This window comes from Empedobacter sp. UBA6745 (assembly GCF_002453775.1).
Taxonomy (GTDB): domain Bacteria; phylum Bacteroidota; class Bacteroidia; order Flavobacteriales; family Weeksellaceae; genus Empedobacter; species Empedobacter falsenii_C.
Genome location: NZ_DKHL01000016.1, coordinates 1 through 16130 on the forward strand (window position 1 = coordinate 1; position 16130 = coordinate 16130).

General features: G+C 32.1%; 15 protein-coding genes. 6 read left to right on the forward strand and 9 right to left on the reverse strand.

Going from position 1 to position 16130, the window contains the following annotated elements; all coding sequences use genetic code 11:
* The coding region (locus B4H69_RS05210) for a restriction endonuclease subunit S (protein ID WP_291093031.1) at positions 1–539 on the reverse strand (539 nt) is incomplete at its 3' end.
* An 85-nt stretch (positions 540–624) separates the two neighbouring features.
* Between B4H69_RS05210 and B4H69_RS05215 the strand changes: the two genes are divergently transcribed.
* Both B4H69_RS05215 and B4H69_RS05220 read left to right on the forward strand, forming a co-directional pair.
* Positions 625–1548 carry a tyrosine-type recombinase/integrase gene (locus B4H69_RS05215; protein WP_180906027.1) on the forward strand — a complete coding sequence of 308 codons (924 nt, stop codon included), beginning with the start codon at positions 625–627 and terminating at the stop codon, positions 1546–1548.
* Between the two features lie 84 nt (positions 1549–1632).
* Positions 1633–4512 carry a type I restriction endonuclease subunit R gene (locus B4H69_RS05220; protein WP_180906026.1) on the forward strand — a complete coding sequence of 960 codons (2880 nt, stop codon included), beginning with the start codon at positions 1633–1635 and terminating at the stop codon, positions 4510–4512.
* Between the two features lie 342 nt (positions 4513–4854).
* Here the strand turns inward: B4H69_RS05220 and B4H69_RS05225 are convergent, their stop codons facing one another.
* Together B4H69_RS05225 and fabV are read right to left on the reverse strand one after the other, a co-directional pair.
* A complete protein-coding gene (locus B4H69_RS05225) occupies positions 4855–6264 on the reverse strand; it encodes an amino acid permease (RefSeq protein WP_180906025.1) in 1410 nt (469 codons plus the stop codon).
* Positions 6265–6577: 313 nt separating this feature from the next.
* Positions 6578–7780 carry an enoyl-ACP reductase FabV gene (gene fabV, locus B4H69_RS05230; protein WP_180906024.1) on the reverse strand — a complete coding sequence of 401 codons (1203 nt, stop codon included), beginning with the start codon at positions 7778–7780 and terminating at the stop codon, positions 6578–6580.
* Positions 7781–7930: 150 nt separating this feature from the next.
* Between fabV and B4H69_RS05235 the strand changes: the two genes are divergently transcribed.
* Together B4H69_RS05235 and B4H69_RS05240 are read left to right on the forward strand one after the other, a co-directional pair.
* On the forward strand, positions 7931–8359 hold the full coding sequence (locus tag B4H69_RS05235; protein ID WP_180906023.1) for a transposase: 429 nt from the start codon (positions 7931–7933) through the stop codon (positions 8357–8359).
* Between the two features lie 12 nt (positions 8360–8371).
* Positions 8372–8677 carry a helix-turn-helix domain-containing protein gene (locus B4H69_RS05240; RefSeq protein ID WP_219034548.1) on the forward strand — a complete coding sequence of 102 codons (306 nt, stop codon included), beginning with the start codon at positions 8372–8374 and terminating at the stop codon, positions 8675–8677.
* Between the two features lie 32 nt (positions 8678–8709).
* Here the strand turns inward: B4H69_RS05240 and B4H69_RS05245 are convergent, their stop codons facing one another.
* Positions 8710–9021: a DUF3817 domain-containing protein gene (locus B4H69_RS05245; RefSeq protein WP_038333915.1), complete on the reverse strand. Its 312-nt coding sequence runs from the start codon at positions 9019–9021 to the stop codon at positions 8710–8712.
* A 196-nt stretch (positions 9022–9217) separates the two neighbouring features.
* On the opposite strand from B4H69_RS05245, the gene B4H69_RS05250 reads away from it, so the two are divergent.
* Positions 9218–10336, forward strand: a complete 1119-nt coding sequence (locus B4H69_RS05250; RefSeq protein ID WP_180906021.1) for a calcium:proton antiporter — start codon at positions 9218–9220, stop codon at positions 10334–10336.
* Positions 10337–10397: 61 nt separating this feature from the next.
* On the opposite strand, the gene B4H69_RS05255 is transcribed toward B4H69_RS05250, so the two are convergent.
* The 4 genes from B4H69_RS05255 to truA all read right to left on the reverse strand — a co-directional run bounded on the left by B4H69_RS05255 (position 10398) and on the right by truA (position 14480).
* Positions 10398–11348 carry a LysR substrate-binding domain-containing protein gene (locus tag B4H69_RS05255; protein ID WP_038333906.1) on the reverse strand — a complete coding sequence of 317 codons (951 nt, stop codon included), beginning with the start codon at positions 11346–11348 and terminating at the stop codon, positions 10398–10400.
* Positions 11349–11483: 135 nt separating this feature from the next.
* On the reverse strand, positions 11484–11900 hold the full coding sequence (locus B4H69_RS05260) for a hypothetical protein (protein ID WP_180906020.1): 417 nt from the start codon (positions 11898–11900) through the stop codon (positions 11484–11486).
* 77 nt (positions 11901–11977) lie between these two features.
* Positions 11978–13738 carry an ABC transporter ATP-binding protein gene (locus B4H69_RS05265; RefSeq protein WP_244958010.1) on the reverse strand — a complete coding sequence of 587 codons (1761 nt, stop codon included), beginning with the start codon at positions 13736–13738 and terminating at the stop codon, positions 11978–11980.
* Positions 13725–14480 carry a tRNA pseudouridine(38-40) synthase TruA gene (gene truA / locus B4H69_RS05270; protein WP_180906018.1) on the reverse strand — a complete coding sequence of 252 codons (756 nt, stop codon included), beginning with the start codon at positions 14478–14480 and terminating at the stop codon, positions 13725–13727. The genes B4H69_RS05265 and truA overlap by 14 nt, the downstream gene beginning before the upstream one ends.
* Before the next feature lie 34 nt (positions 14481–14514).
* On the opposite strand from truA, the gene B4H69_RS05275 reads away from it, so the two are divergent.
* Positions 14515–15006 carry a metallophosphoesterase family protein gene (locus B4H69_RS05275; RefSeq protein ID WP_180906017.1) on the forward strand — a complete coding sequence of 164 codons (492 nt, stop codon included), beginning with the start codon at positions 14515–14517 and terminating at the stop codon, positions 15004–15006.
* A gap of 44 nt (positions 15007–15050) precedes the next feature.
* Here the strand turns inward: B4H69_RS05275 and B4H69_RS05280 are convergent, their stop codons facing one another.
* On the reverse strand, positions 15051–16085 hold the full coding sequence (locus B4H69_RS05280) for an alpha/beta hydrolase (RefSeq protein WP_180906016.1): 1035 nt from the start codon (positions 16083–16085) through the stop codon (positions 15051–15053).
* Positions 16086–16130 lie beyond the last annotated feature (45 nt).

Sequence of the window (16130 nt, forward strand, 5' to 3'; positions counted from 1 at the left end):
ATTATTTTGCTTTGGGTTTGGATTCTCTTGTCCAATAAAGCCAAAAAAGAAGAAATCTTATTCTGTTCATTAAGTTTAGGTATTGCCAAAGAAAGTGAAGATAATTGACTTGAATATAAATGTACTACGGAAATACCTTGCGCCAGATTAGCTATTTCCATTTTCTTTTTACTGTTTAGATAATAAGACAAAAAGATTCCATTATTATTAGTCTTAATAATATTCAAATCACCACCTAGTGCAATGCCCGATTTCAAGACACAGGAAGCTGTCGCAATATCGATTGTTGTTTCGCCAGAAGCAGGAATTATGACGTCATTCTTTTCACTTAAGACTAAAGTTGATGGATTTACATTAGTCTTGGATTTTATCTCGTTGATTACTTCTCTGTAATGCGTATAGAGTTCACCATATCTTATACATTCAATAATTCCATTTTCCTCTATATCACTTTTAGAAATTCCCTTTCCCTTTGAAAACGTAGCAATCTCTCCCAACTTCTTAGTTTCCCACTCTCCCTCAAACTCAGGAAATCTCAAATTTGGAACATTTTGTATCTCAAATCTGAAAGATTAACAATCTTCAATCTCTAAATGTTTTCCTTTGTTAATTAAATTATAAAAGATGGACAAAAAAAACTTTAAGGAAATTGTGGCCCTTTGGAAAACAGACAAAAAGAACTATGTAAAGAAATCAACCTATTCAGCGTATGTATTGTTATTAGAAAATCATTTGTTGCCAATTTTTGGTGAAAATTATGAAGTAGAAGAAGCGGATGTACAAAATTTTGTTTTAAAAAAATTAGAAGCAGGGCTTAGTCAGAAAACGATTAAAGACATTCTGATTGTTTTTAAAATGGTGCTGAAATTTGGTGCAAAGAACAAATGGATTGCTTACGATGCTTTTGAAATTCAATATCCGACAGTACGTGAAAACCAACACGTGGAAGTGCTTTCGAGAACGCATCAGAAAAAAATCATGAACCACATTCAAGAGCATTTCACTTTTCGAAATTTGGGCGTTTTGATGTGTTTATGCTCAGGAATGCGCATTGGGGAAGTTTGTGCCCTTACTTGGGACGATATTGATACAGACAATGGGATTATTAATGTGAATAGAACCATACAGCGAATTTATGTGATTGAAGATGGTGTTCGAAAAACAGAATTGCTTTTGGACACACCTAAAACAAAAAATTCCATCCGTGAAATTCCTATGAACAAAGATTTAATTAGGCTAATCAAACCTATTAAAAAGATAGTCAATCCTTCTTTTTTCGTTCTAACAAACGATGCTAAACCTACAGAGCCTAGAACTTACCGAAGTTTTTATAAAAACCTGATGAGTTATTTAGAGATTCCCGAAATGAAATTTCACGGATTGCGACATAGTTTTGCTACACGTTGCATTGAAAGTAATTGCGATTATAAAACAGTAAGTGTGCTGCTTGGACACTCCAACATCAGTACGACTTTGAATCTTTATGTTCATCCGAATTTAGAGCAAAAGAAAAAAGCAATTGAGCAAATGTCCAAAGCACTTAAATAAATTTTAGATTATGAATTAGGAGATTATTTATTAGATTTGTCTATATACTAAAAGAACCAAATAAACTCTTAATTCATAATTATTTTGAGCAAACAATCCGAGCAAATATTAGAAGAACAATTTGTCTCACAATTACAAAAATTGGGATATAAATATGTGAGCATTAAAGATGAAAAAGCTTTAGAGTCAAATTTGAAATCACAGTTAGAGAAACATAATCATATCCAATTTTCGGGCAGTGAATTTGAAAAGGTATTGAACATTCTTACTAAAGGTTCTGTGTTTGAAAAAGCGAAAACATTACGAGAAAAGAAACATCATATTATCCGTGATAATGGCGATAATTTGTATTTTGAATTTCTAAATGTTGAGCATTGGTGCCAAAATGAATATCAAGTTACCAATCAAATTACACAAGATGGAAAATACGAAAATCGTTACGATGTTACTTTATTAATTAACGGCTTGCCTCTGGTGCAAATTGAATTGAAACGACGCGGTTTGGAAATGAAAGAAGCGTTTAACCAAATTAACCGTTATCAAAAACACAGTTTTGGTGCGGGAAAAGGATTGTTTCACTTTGTGCAATTGTTTATTATAAGCAATGGCGTGAACACCAAATATTTCAGCAACTTTGGTTCTCATCCACAAGAATTTTTGCAGACTTTTCATTGGACAGATGAGCAGAATAATCCATTAAATAATCTTATTACAGAATTTGCCGATACGTTTTTGGAGCCTTGTCATGTAAGTAAAATGATTTGCAAGTATATTGTTCTTAATGAAACTGCGAAAGCCTTAATGGTGCTTCGTCCGTACCAATATTATGCGGTTGAAAGTATCATTAAAAAGGTAAAAGAAAACGAAATTCTGAACGGTTACAATATCGAAAAGAACGGTTATATCTGGCATACGACAGGAAGTGGTAAAACATTGACTAGTTTTAAAGCTAGTCAGATTTTGTCTAACATTCCAGCCATTAAAAAAGTGGTTTTTGTGGTGGATAGAAAAGATTTGGATTATCAAACCAATCGTGAATACGACACATTTAGCAAAGGCTCAGTAAGTTCTGCGACGAATACGGATGATCTTATTCAAAAATTCAAAGACCCCAATGTTCGCATTATTGTTACAACGATTCAGAAATTAAATAATGCAATTTCGGGTAGAAACATTTCGAAAATGAAGCCGATTCAGGATGAAAGAATGGTTTTTATTTTTGATGAATGCCATCGTTCGCAATTTGGTGATACACATAAAAATATCGTTGGTTATTTTAGAAATATTCAGTTGTTTGGATTTACGGGAACGCCTATTCTTGAAAAGAATTCCGATGGCATGAAAACCACAGCAAGTTTATTTGGAAAATGCTTGCACAAATATGTGATTACAGATGCCATTCGAGACGAAAATGTATTGAAGTTTTCAGTGGAATATGTTCAAACTTTCAAGCAGAAAAAGCATATTGTCGATTTGAAAGTAGAGCAAATCAACGAAACCGAAGTTTACGAAGCTCCCGAACGCAAAGAAGCTATTGTTGATTACATTATTCAATATCACGATCAGAAGACGCAAAGTAGAAATTTTTGTGCGATGATGTGTGTGCAGGATATTGATTCGGTTATTCAATACTATGAAATTTTCAAGCGTAAAAAGCTAAATGGCGAACATAATTTGAAAGTGACTACGATTTTTAGTTACGCTCAGAATGAGGAAGAAATGGAAGAGCGCGTTGCAGTACAACTCAATGTTGCTGCAGAACCACAAGCAGAATATGGAACACGTGTTATTCCGCATCGTAGGGAATTGTTGGAAAAATATGTAGAAGATTTCAATGAATTATTTGGAGAGAAACAGAGCATAAAAGACACCGAAGGTTTTTATAATTATTACAATGCAGTTGCAAAAAAGTCAAAACATCCCAAACCAGAAGCCGATATTTTATTGGTTGCCAATATGTTTTTGACGGGGTATGATAGTAAAAATTTGAACACGTTGTATGTTGATAAAAATTTGCAATTTCATGGTTTGATTCAAGCTTTTAGCCGTACCAATCGTATTTTGGATAAAAATAAAACGCAAGGAAATATTGTTTGTTTCCGAAACTTGAAAGATAAGACAGACGAAGCCATTGCATTATTCAGTAATAAAGAAGCCGTTGCCGAAATTATTGTGGAACCATATGAGAAGTATGTCGAACAATTTAACATGGCTGTTGGCAAGCTTATGAGCATTGCGCCAAAAGTGAATTCCGTAGATAAATTGTACAGCGAAGAAGAACAATTAGAGTTTATTAAGTCATTTAGAGATTTAATGCGCTTATTGAAAAAGATGGGGCATTATTCCGAATTTACTTGGGATGATTTAGCTTTAAATCAAGACCTTTTCAACGGATATAGTAGTAAATATCAAGATTTAAAAGATTCAATCAATCTAAAAACGGACGTTCAAAAAACTTCGATTCTTAATGATATCGATTTCGAATTGGAATTGATACGTCGTGATACGATTAATGTTACCTATATCTTGCAATTGCTTATAAAATTTAGTTCGAAACACGGTGCAAAAGACAAGGAAAGTATCGAAAAAGATATTTTTAATTTGTTGAATACTGAAGTTTCTTTGAGGAGTAAAAGAGAATTGATTGAAAAGTTTATTCAGGAAAGTTTACCTCACATTGAAGATTCAGATAGTATTCCAGAAGAGTTTGAAAAATTCTGGAATATCGAACAAGAAAAGGCTATGCAAGAATTGGTGAATGATGAAAATTTATATTTCGAAAAAACTGAAAAACTAATTGAAAACTATCTCTTTACCGAACGAGAGCCACTACGTGATGAGCTTTTAAGTCTTCGAAAAGATGGTAAGCCAAGTGTTTTGAAATTTAAAGAAACGGGTGATCGTATTTTAAATAAAATAAAAGACTTTATCGATACTTTTGTGATTGGCATTGTGGGGGATTGATCTTTTTACAATTACCCAATAACAAAATTAAGAATCCGACGGAGGTATCTTTATAGCTCACAATGACAAATGGTACCTTTGAAATACAAAGAGTACCATTTTTTATTTATTCTTGAATCATATCATTTTCTTCATTCTATTTTATAGAATATTTTTTTTGAAAATCTGAAAATCAAAGTTTATTTAAAAACGTCAAAAACGACATCAAATGTTCGACTGAAGTACCTTTCAGCCCGCTGAAAGCTTGAACATTTGTTCAAGCTTTTTTTGTTTTACATCAACACAAAAAATCCTTCATCTAAAAAGACAAAGGATTTCTAAAAAACTCAAAATGATGATTTCCTAATCATCAACCTTACTATGTTGTTTTCCGTAGAAAAAGTAAATACAAATTCCGATTACTAACCAAATCAAAAGTCTCCACCAACTTTCCATTGTCAAAGATGTCATTAAATAAACACAAACAATAATTCCTAAAATTGGAACTAGAGGAACAAATGGAACTTTAAACTTACGCTCAGCATTTGGCATTTTTCTACGCATCACAATAATTCCAATACAAACTAAAGTAAAAGCAAATAAAGTTCCAATACTTACCATATGACCTAAATCTTTGATTGGTACAAAACCTGCAAAAATGCTAACAAAAACCAAAAAGAATAAATTGGTTTTCCAAGGTGTATGAAATTTTTTGTGAACATCTGAAAAGAAAGAAGGTAACAATCCGTCATTACTCATGCTATAAAATACGCGACTTTGCCCTAATAACATCACTAATATAACCGATGTATATCCTGCGATAATTGCTAAAATCAATACACTTTGCAAAAATGTATATCCTGTTACCGCAAATGCTGTCGCTGCTGGTGAAGCATCTCCTTTAAAGATTTCGTATGGTACTAAACCTGTCATTACCCACGAAAATAATACGTATAAAATGGTACAAATCACCAACGATCCTAAGATACCAATTGGCATTCCTTTTTGTGGATTTTTAGCCTCCTGTGCTGCTGTAGAAACCGCATCAAAACCAACAAAGGCAAAGAAAACAACTGCTGCACCAGCTGCAATACCTGGCATTCCTCCGAATTGTGTTCCTGGAATATTTTTAGGAATAAATGGTATATGATTTTCAGGGTTAATATGACTCCAACCTAAAACAATAAAAACAATTACTACACTTACCTTTAAAATAACAAGAATATTATTAATAATCGCAGATTCTTTTGTCCCTCTGATTAATACTAATGATAATAAACACACAATAAAGATTGCAGGTAAATTTATCATTCCGCCATCAGCTGGAGCATGCAATAATTCTTGAGGTAAATGAATGTTAATTCCTTGCAAAAATTTATCAACATATGCCGACCAACTCACACTTACGGTTGCTGCTGCCAATGCATACTCTAACACCAAATCCCAACCAATAATCCAAGCAATAAATTCGCCCATTGTTGCGTAAGAATACGTGTAAGCACTTCCCGCAACTGGAATCATCGAAGCAAATTCGGCATAACAAAGTCCTGCAAAAGCACAACCAACTGCGGCTAAAACAAAGGATAAAGTAACTGCTGGACCAGCGTGATCTGCTGCTGCAATACCTGTTAAACTAAATAATCCGGCACCAATAATAGCGCCAATACCCAAAGCAACTAAGGCTCCAGAAGATAGAGATCTTTTTAAACCACCTTCCGTTTCTTGCGAATCTTCTATTAGCTTCGCTAATGGTTTAATTTTCCAAATTGACATAAAAATACATGTGTTAAAACTTGATGAAATGTAAAGTGTTTCGGATATATTTTTCAGATTTGAAAAATAAATTTCATATTTTTTGGATATATTTCTAAAAGAAAACTTAAAATTTAATAATAATACAATTTAAAACTATTATTAAACCATATTTTTAAATTATTCATAAAAATTGATTCATATTTTTAACAAAACAAAATTCAATAAATCGAATAAATACGAATAAAATTATTTTTCACTTATTTTATTGAGACAAAAAAAAACCTCGAAAATAATTTTCGAGGTTTTGTATTATTTTATTGAAACGATCTTCTTATTCTGCAATACTTGGAACTGAAACCAATTCGTTTGTATCAGCATCATAATCGATTTCATCAAAACTAAATCCAAACAACTGTAAGAATTCATCATGATAACCTTTGATATCAGAAATTTCTTTGATGTTCTCAGAAGTTACAATTTTCCACAAATCATCTACTTCTTTTTGTACATCTTCGCGCATTTCCAAATCATCGATACGAATACGTCCATTTTCGTCCAAAGGAACTTCTCCGTTTGCAGTATACAAACGCTCTGCAAACAAACGTTGCATTTGCTCTATTGTACCTTCATGAATTCCTTTTGCTTTCATTACTTTGTACAATAACGAAATATATAATGGTACAACTGGAATCGCAGAACTCGATTGTGTTACCAAAGCTTTGTTTACAGAAACGTAAGAAACACCATTCAAATCTGACAATAGTTCGTTGATAACTGGAACCGTTTTTTCTAAATCATTTTTAGCCATACCAATCGATCCATCTTTGTAGATTCTATGAGTCAATTCTGGCCCGATGTAAGAATAAGCAACAGTTTTTACACCTTCAGCTAAAACACCAGCAGCTTTCAAATCTTCCATCCAAAATTTCCAATCTTCACCTCCCATTACAGCAATTGTATTATCAATTTCTTCTTGAGATTCAATCGGATCAATTGTAATATCTGTTACTTCTGCTGTATGAAAATCTACTGTTTTATTTGTAAATGGCTCTCCAATTGGTTTAAGAACTGATGAATACGCAACACCTGTTTTTGGGTGTGTACGACGTGGCGAAGCTAAACTGTAAACCACTAAATCTACTTGACCTAAATCTTGTTTGATTAAATCAATCGTTTGTTGTTTAATCTCATCAGAAAAAGCATCTCCATTAATACTTTTTGCATACAAACCAGCTTCTTGCGCTTCTTTTTCAAAAGCAGCTGTGTTGTACCAACCTGCAGTCCCCGGTTTTCTTGGCGCAGCAGGCTTTTCGAAGAAAACACCTATTGTTGCAGCATTATATCCGAAAGCAGCTGTAATACGAGATGACAGACCAAAACCTGTCGAAGCTCCAATTACCAATACTTTTTTTGGTCCTTCGGCTGAAATATTTTTTGATTTTACGTACTCAATTTGATTGTGAACATTTTTTGCAGTTCCCTCAGGATGAGTCGTAATGCAAATAAAACCTCTTGTTCTTGGTTGAATAATCATTATACTTAATTTAGTCGCATAAATTTATAAAATAAATTCTATATAACGAAACGATCTTTTTGTACATAAAATCATTCTATTTTTGATAAAATTAATAGGAATACTGATTTCGTTTTACTATATTTACAATTACTCAAAACCTACTTACCTATGAAAGATATTCACATAGGCTCTTTAATCAAAAAAAGAGTCGACGAACTTGGAATTGATATATCCCGTATCAAAAGTTTCTTCAAAACTTATTCTGAAAAAGAAATTAATGCTCAATATTTAAGTAAAAGTATACAAACAGACGATTTATTAAAATGGTCGAAGTTGTTGGAATATGATTTTTTTAGAATTTATACGCAGCACATTATTTTATTTGCTCCTGTTGGAAAAAACGCCGCAACTTCAACATCCCCTAAAAGCTCTGTTTTACCAAATTATCGCAAAAGTGTGTATACAAAAGAGATTATAGATTTTGTATTGAATTTATACACTGAAGAAAAAAAGAAAATTCAAGAAATTTCGAATGAATACAATATCCCTAAAAATACCATTCATAATTGGATAAAAAAATACCTACCACAAAATTAAATCTTACTCATTATGGAAAAACCAAACTACCAAAAAATCTATCAAGACATTATCAAACGTAATTTCCCTGAAAAAACTGAACAGACAAAAAAATTGTTAAAAAAGAATATGAATGTCTTGGATGTTATAAAAGTTTCAGAAATCTTAAATGCTAACAAAACAGCCGAAAATCAAAAGCATAAATCTTATGATTTGAATTCTGTTCTAGAAATTTTAAAATTTCAGCAAAAAAATAATTATACCAATACGTATACTGCTGATAAATTTAAAATCAGTCGAAACACTGTAGCTAAATGGCGCAAAATATATGGGTATTAAAAAACGGTTTCAAAAAGAAACCGTTTTTTAATTTATCTATTATTTTTATCCTCTTTTATTACTTTATGTACCGCTAAAGTTGCAAACGGAATAAATGCGTACATCACATAAATGATAAAGTCTTCGTCGTCCCATTTATATATTCTTCTAACTCTAAAAAGTAAAATCAAGTAAGCTGTAAACCAAAAACCGTGAAAACAACCAGCAAATGGCATTGGCAACACATAATCGAATTGATATTTTATTGGCATTGCGACCAAAAATAAGAGCGTACAACTTATCGTTTCCCACACACATGATGTGCTAAACCATTTTTTTAACTTTTCGTCAGATACGTTTAACATTTTGCAAATTTAATCGTTTATTGATAGTAGAGGTATGATAATCATTAGTTAAAAAGTTTATTTTTACTCAATTATTGAAATAACTATTAATATTTATGATAATTAAATGTTATAATTATTACTATTTATGATAATTATACATAATAATTATCAATATTATTTATTAAATTTGTGAAAATCCAAAACCTCATAATTAATGCATGTAGATAATTTTCTTTCAAAAAAATTCAATTTAGCTTTACCATATTGGACAATCATCTGTCCCATTCTTGCCATATTTTCACTAACTATAGCCGAAGGATTTAAAGGTCAGATGTGGTTTTCTGGAGTCTTAGGAATCATTTTAATTTCAGCCGTTTTATCAGCTGTACATCACGCAGAAGTTGTAGCGCATAAAGTTGGAGAGCCTTTCGGAACCATTATATTGGCTTTAGCTATTACAGTTATAGAAGTTTCGCTAATTGTTTCATTAATGATGTCCGAACCTACCGGCTTCCCTTCTGTTTTGGCAAGAGATACCGTTTTTGCTGCTGTAATGATCATTCTTACCGGAATTATCGGAATCTGTTTATTGGCTGGAGGAGTTCGTTATAGAGAACAAAATTTCATCAAACAAGGTGTTTCAACTGCTTTAATTACTTTAGTTGCAATATCTATATTAACCTTAGTTTTACCTAATTTTTTAACTTCAGAAAAAGGAGGAGAATTTTCGACAAGTCAATTAATTTTTGTCGCAATTATTTCGTTGATTTTATATGGCGGATTTATTTCTGTCCAAACCATTCGTCACCGTGATTATTTCTTACCACAAAGTAGCAAAGATAATGTGACATCAGAATTGCATGTCGAAAAACCAAATTTACTTACAACAATTTCTAGTTTGGTTTTATTATTAGTTGCTTTGTGTGCAGTTGTTTTGTTATCAAAAAAATTATCGCCAACCATCGAAACAATTGTGATGGATTTAGGCGCTCCAAAATCATTGGTGGGAATTATAATTGCCGGAGTTATCTTATTACCAGAAGGTTTAGCCGCATATAAAGCCGCAAAACAAGACCGTTTACAAACAAGTCTTAACTTGGCTTTAGGTTCTGCATTAGCTTCAATTGGATTAACGATCCCTGCCGTAGCAATTGTTTGTTATTTCACAGGATTGGAAGTTACATTAGGAATCGACGCAAAATCATCTATCTTATTAGTGTTATCCTTGTTCACCGTTTATTTATCATTAAATTCTGGTCGAACAAATATTCAGCAAGGAATTGTTTTATTAACACTTTTTGCCACGTATTTATTTACTACAATAGTTCCATAAAGGAAATTAAAAGACATAAAAAAAAACGACTCAAAATTTAATTTTGAGTCGTTTTTTGTTTTTATTTTTTTGGTAAAGAAACCATATTCGAATCTAATTTTTGATCTTTTTCTAAGAATATTTTTCCTCTCAAAATACTTTGAATTGTATTGATTAATTCTTTTTCGAAAGAATCTCTCAATTGAGATTGATGAAAAATCAACGAAACTTCACGCGTTGGAACTGGCGACTCAAAGTTTTTGACAAATTTCTTATATTCTTGTGGCAAATCATCTGCAACCAAAGCAGGCAACAAAGTCATTCCATAGCCATCATTTGCTAATTTAACTAAAGCTTCAAAACTTCCTGAATCTAACTTAATCGGACGATTTTTCAGATTAGAAGTATCACATAAAGCCAACACATTATTTCTGAAACAATGTCCTTCTTGCAAGATTAATAAATCAGAAGTGTTTAAATCATCTTCATTGATTTTATCTTTGTCAGATAAGCGATGCCCGTTTGGTACATAAGCTACCAATGGCTCATAATAAAGCGGTTTTTCGATAATTTGATCCTCGAAAAGTGGCGAAACCACAATTCCAAAATCCAACGAACCATCTTTTATTCCTTTTATAATTTTATCCGTTTGCAATTCTTTGATAATAAGATTTGATTTCGGATTATTTTTCTGAAATGTTTTATAAAATAAAGGTACCAAAGAAGGTAAAACAGTAGGAATAACACCAATAATGAAATCACCTTCTAATAAACCTTTTTCTTCGTTTACCAAGTGTTTCATTCGGTTAGCTTCCATTAAAATTGTTTTTGCTTGCGCAACAATTTTCTCTCCAATTTGAGTGATTTTGATTGGATGCGATGTTCTATCGAAAATATCAATATTCAATTCTTTTTCCAATTTCTGAATCTGCATACTCAATGTTGGTTGAGTTACAAAGGATTTATCAGCAGCAATTGTAAAGTTCTTATGCTCAGCCACTGCCAGCACATATTGTAATTGTACTAATGTCATATATAAAAATTGATATCTATAAATTTTTGTGATAAAGATATACATTATTATATTATCAATCTATATCATAAATCATAATTTAATCCATAAAAAAAGCTCGAAGAAATTCGAGCTTATCATTAAATATAAATTTAATTATTTGTTTAATTGTTTCTGAATTTCAGCTGTCCAATCTTGTAATTTTTTAGCATCTTCTGGTTTCAAAGTTTGAGTAAAACCTTGTAATTCTTTTTGAAAATCTACTGATTGTTTTGTCAATTCAGCTAATTTATTTGCATCACCAGCAGTTGCAGCTAATTTCATGTCAGCAGCCCATTTGTTGTATTTTCCAACAAATTCAGTAATTTTTGGATCAGAGAAAGTTGGTAAATCTTTTGCTACATCAGCAACTTTATCCATTGTCTCTTTACCAGCTTCTACTTGGTCTTCTACTGTATTCGCTACATTTTCTTGTGTGTTTTCTACTTTTGCATCTACTTTTTCTTTTTCAGATTTACAAGAAGATAAAGAAACTACACCTAATACTGCAGCAGCTAAAAATAATTTTTTCATTTTTAATTAGAGTTTTAAAGTTAATATTATTGATTGTTCAAGTTAAACAAATCTAACGATTTATTTCTGTTAAATTTTTAATTTTCTTTCGAGAATTGGACTTCATATAAATTGGCATAATAACCTTTCTGAGCCAACAATTCGCTATGTGTACCTTGCTCAACAATCATTCCATTATCCATCACAATAATTTTATCTGCATTTTGAATCGTCGCCAAACGATGCGCAATAATAATAGAAGTTCTGTCTTGCGTTAGCTTATCAGTCGCTTTTTGTATCAATTCTTCCGACTCTGTATCAATAGAAGACGTTGCCTCGTCCAACACCAAAATCTCTGGATTATAAATATATGCTCTCAAAAATGAAATCAATTGACGTTGACCTACAGAAAGTGTCGAACCACGCTCGCTTACCTCACTGTAATAGCCTTTTGGTAATGACATGATAAAATTATCAATTCCAATAATTTTCGCAGCATTTTGGACTTCTTCCAACGAAATATCTTTATTACCTAGAACAATATTGTCATAAATCGTTGTATTAAACAAGAAAACATCTTGCAAAACAACCGCAACGTGTTGACGTAAATTCTTCAATTCCATATCATGAATATTTACATCATCTATTTTAATTGTTCCAGAATCTATGTCATAAAAACGACTCAATAAATTAATTATAGTAGATTTTCCTGCACCTGTGGCACCTACAATTGCAATTTTTTCACCTGGTTTTGTCGAAAAAGAAATTCCTTTCAATACTAAATTATTCGGAACATAAGAAAACTTCACATTTTCAAAATCGATTTTACCTTTTACATGATCCAATTTTATTGTTCCATTATCTGGTAAAGTTTGATCATCATCAATAATTTTGAACACACGATCTGCTCCTACCAAACCACGCTGAATGGTATTGAAACGCTCTGCAATTGCACGCATTGGCGCAGTTAACAACGTAACATATTGTGTAAAAGCAATCAAATCTCCAACAGAAACATCTCCATAAACAGCTGTTCTAAGTCCTCCAAACCAAATCAAACTTCCCGTCGCTAAAGCCGAAATAATATCGACAACAGGAAACATTAATGAAAAATAGAAAACTGTTTTAAGATAGTTTTTCTTTAAATCATTATTAATCGAAACGAATTTATCATATTCCGCTTGCTGACGATTAAAAACCTGAATAATATTCATTCCTGTTAATCGTTCTTGCACAAACGTATTCAATTTCGCCACAATTGTACGCTCTTCTTGGTAAACATTTTTCAATGCTTTTTGGAATAATCGTGTAATAATCATCATCAACGGAAGAATCACAATCACAACCGTTGCCAAAACCCAGTTCATCCAATACATCACAAAAACGATGAAAACGATTTTCAATACATCGCCTAACATCACTAAAATTCCGTCATTGAAAACCTCAGCAATCGTTTCAATATCAGAAACTGAACGCGTTACCAAAACTCCATTTGGCGTTTTATCAAAATAACCAAGCTTGAATTTGATCAAATGATTATACAAACGAACGCGCAACAAACGGATAACTCGCTGTGCAACAACATTCGCTAAATAAACCATAAAAAAGGACAAAATACCTTCGAAAACTAATACCAAAGATAGTTTCACGATTTGCATTTGAAGTCCTGGTAAATCTTTTGTCTGAATATAATCATCGATGATATTTCCCGTTAAATACGGACGATATACAGAAAAACACGCACTAAAAACTGCTACAAAAACCACCGACCAAAACATCACTTTGCTTTGCGCCCCGATTTGTAAAACACGTTTTAATCCATTAAAATCAAACGATGTATTTTCGTTATTTGAACTCATTTTTAAATAATTCTTTTGGATATTGAACATCTACCAAATATAATCCTTGCGCTGGAGCCGAAGCTCCTGCCGATGAACGTTGTTTTTGTTCAATAATTTCTTCAAAATCGTGGATAGAAATTCTTCCTAATCCAACCTCAACCAATGTTCCAACAATTGCGCGCACCATATTTCGCAAAAAACGATCGGCAGTGATTTGAAAAATCAATTGTCCGTTTTCATTTTTGCGCCAAAACGCCTCTCTTACATCGCAAATATTTGTTTTCACATCGGTATGTAATTTAGCAAAACTTCCGAAATCTCCTTGCTTAATTAACAATTTTGCTGCTTCATTCATTTTTTCAATATTCAATTCTCTATTAAAAATCCAAGCGCTATCAAACGCAAAAGGATCTTTGAAAGGTGAAATAAAATAATTGTACGAACGCGAAGTCGCATCAAAACGCGCATGCGCTTCATCATCCATCAAAAATAAACGATAAGCAGCGATGTCTTTTGGTAAAAAAGAATTTAATTTTTTGATTAAATCAATCGATAATTCATCTTCATAATCAAAATGAATAAACATCTTTTTCGCATGAACACCAGAATCTGTGCGCCCTGCACCGACAATCGAAATTTCTTTTCTTAAGATTTTAGACAATCTATCTTCAATAACTTCTTGAACCGAAATTTGATTGGGTTGAATTTGATAACCAAAATAATTTTTCCCGTTGTATGCTAATTCTAAAAAATATCGCAATTGTTGTAAATTTGAGCAACAAAAATACAACCTTTTGAAGAAAATTCTTTTACTTTCGGACACGCATTCTTATATCGACGATAGAATTTTGGAATATGCACAACAAGCAGACGAAATTTGGCATGCTGGAGATATTGGCGATATTTCTGTAACCGATAAATTGGCTGAAATAAAACCTTTGCGTGCTGTTTATGGAAATATTGATGATAATAAAGCGCGCGCAGAATTCCCGCTCAACAACAGATTTTCGTTGGAAGATGTTGATGTTTGGATTACGCATATTGGTGGTTATCCAGGAAAATATAATCCTGCAATTCGAAAAGAAATCACAGAAAATCCTCCGAAATTATTTATTTGTGGACATTCACACATTCTAAAAGTGATGCCTGATAAACAATTGGGTTTAATTCATATGAATCCAGGCGCTGTTGGTAAACACGGTTTTCAGAAAGTTCGTACGATGTTACGTTTTGAATTAAATAAAGGAAGAATCGAGAATTTAGAAGTAATTGAATTTAAGAAATGATTTTGCGAATCTCGAAGTGCGAGATTCGAAGTTCGTATTTCGTTTTATTTCGCTAACTTGAATTCTTTCAGAATAGTAATAAACTTCGGATTAGTAATATATTCTCTAAATTCGTGTGAATTTTGTCCTGAAAAATCAGTTTCTTCTAAAAACGTATAATTTTTAGAAAGTTCATCAAACAAATCTTTTTTGTAACCAAAATCTGTCGCAATCAAACTTCGTGATAAAAACCCGATCTTCCCTTTTCCTAACACATAATCCGTGTCATTTATCGTGATATGCATGCGTTTTAACTGAGGTGTAAAGGTTTTTAATTGATTATTATCCAACGTAAAATCAACTTTTCCAATTGCAGGCGCCAACATAATACTGTAAATTTTATTATTATTTTCTAACAACGTTTCTGCATTCGTAAAATCGACATGATGCGCATTTTCAGCACGTTTTATCTCACTTTCACGCAACGAAGGATTCACAAGTGAACTCAAAACAACCGATGCACCACGACTATGCGAAATCAAATAAACATCTTTGTTATGAATGACATTCAAAATTCTACGAAGTCCAAAAACGCCCGCCATTTGGCTATTTGTCGTTGCACTTACCCAAACTTTTGCTGCTCCAAAAAGACTTTCGTTTACCAATCCATCCCAATAAAAATTAATTACCTCATCATTCGAAGAATTAATATTCATATAAGTTTTGGCTTTATTGTAATTTTTTAGGCTAAACAAATAATCATTGTCAATTCCATGCACAAAAATGATGACACGTTTCTTATTTTTAACTCTTTTTTCGATATTTTTCAAACGCAAACTTTCATAAGAAGTTAATTGATTTTGGAAGTTACTTTCAGTCGCAATTTTCATCAACGAATAATCTCTACGACTTGCATTTTTAGGAGGTTTACCATATGATTTCAACCAATTATCTGGATAAAAATTTCCGTTTTGATCCACAAAAGAACTTGTTGTATTCGGTTGAATAAAATTATTTGGATTCTGAGAAGTTGGCACATTATGTATTGCTGCACATGACGTTAAAAAACTAATCACGAAGACATAAAACAAGTTTTTCATATGATAAAAATTGGTATGCGAAGTAACTACAATTTTCTTTATTTC

Coding starts and splice junctions, on each gene's coding strand:
- B4H69_RS05215 (WP_180906027.1), top strand. CDS start 625: ATGGACAAAAAAAACTTTAAGGAAATTGTGGCCCTTTGGAAAACAGAC.
- B4H69_RS05225 (WP_180906025.1), bottom strand. CDS start 6,264: ATGTCAATTTGGAAAATTAAACCATTAGCGAAGCTAATAGAAGATTCG.
- fabV (WP_180906024.1), bottom strand. CDS start 7,780: ATGATTATTCAACCAAGAACAAGAGGTTTTATTTGCATTACGACTCAT.
- B4H69_RS05235 (WP_180906023.1), top strand. CDS start 7,931: ATGAAAGATATTCACATAGGCTCTTTAATCAAAAAAAGAGTCGACGAA.
- B4H69_RS05240 (WP_219034548.1), top strand. CDS start 8,372: ATGGAAAAACCAAACTACCAAAAAATCTATCAAGACATTATCAAACGT.
- B4H69_RS05245 (WP_038333915.1), bottom strand. CDS start 9,021: ATGTTAAACGTATCTGACGAAAAGTTAAAAAAATGGTTTAGCACATCA.
- B4H69_RS05250 (WP_180906021.1), top strand. CDS start 9,218: ATGCATGTAGATAATTTTCTTTCAAAAAAATTCAATTTAGCTTTACCA.
- B4H69_RS05255 (WP_038333906.1), bottom strand. CDS start 11,348: ATGACATTAGTACAATTACAATATGTGCTGGCAGTGGCTGAGCATAAG.
- B4H69_RS05260 (WP_180906020.1), bottom strand. CDS start 11,900: ATGAAAAAATTATTTTTAGCTGCTGCAGTATTAGGTGTAGTTTCTTTA.
- B4H69_RS05265 (WP_244958010.1), bottom strand. CDS start 13,738: ATGAGTTCAAATAACGAAAATACATCGTTTGATTTTAATGGATTAAAA.
- B4H69_RS05280 (WP_180906016.1), bottom strand. CDS start 16,085: ATGAAAAACTTGTTTTATGTCTTCGTGATTAGTTTTTTAACGTCATGT.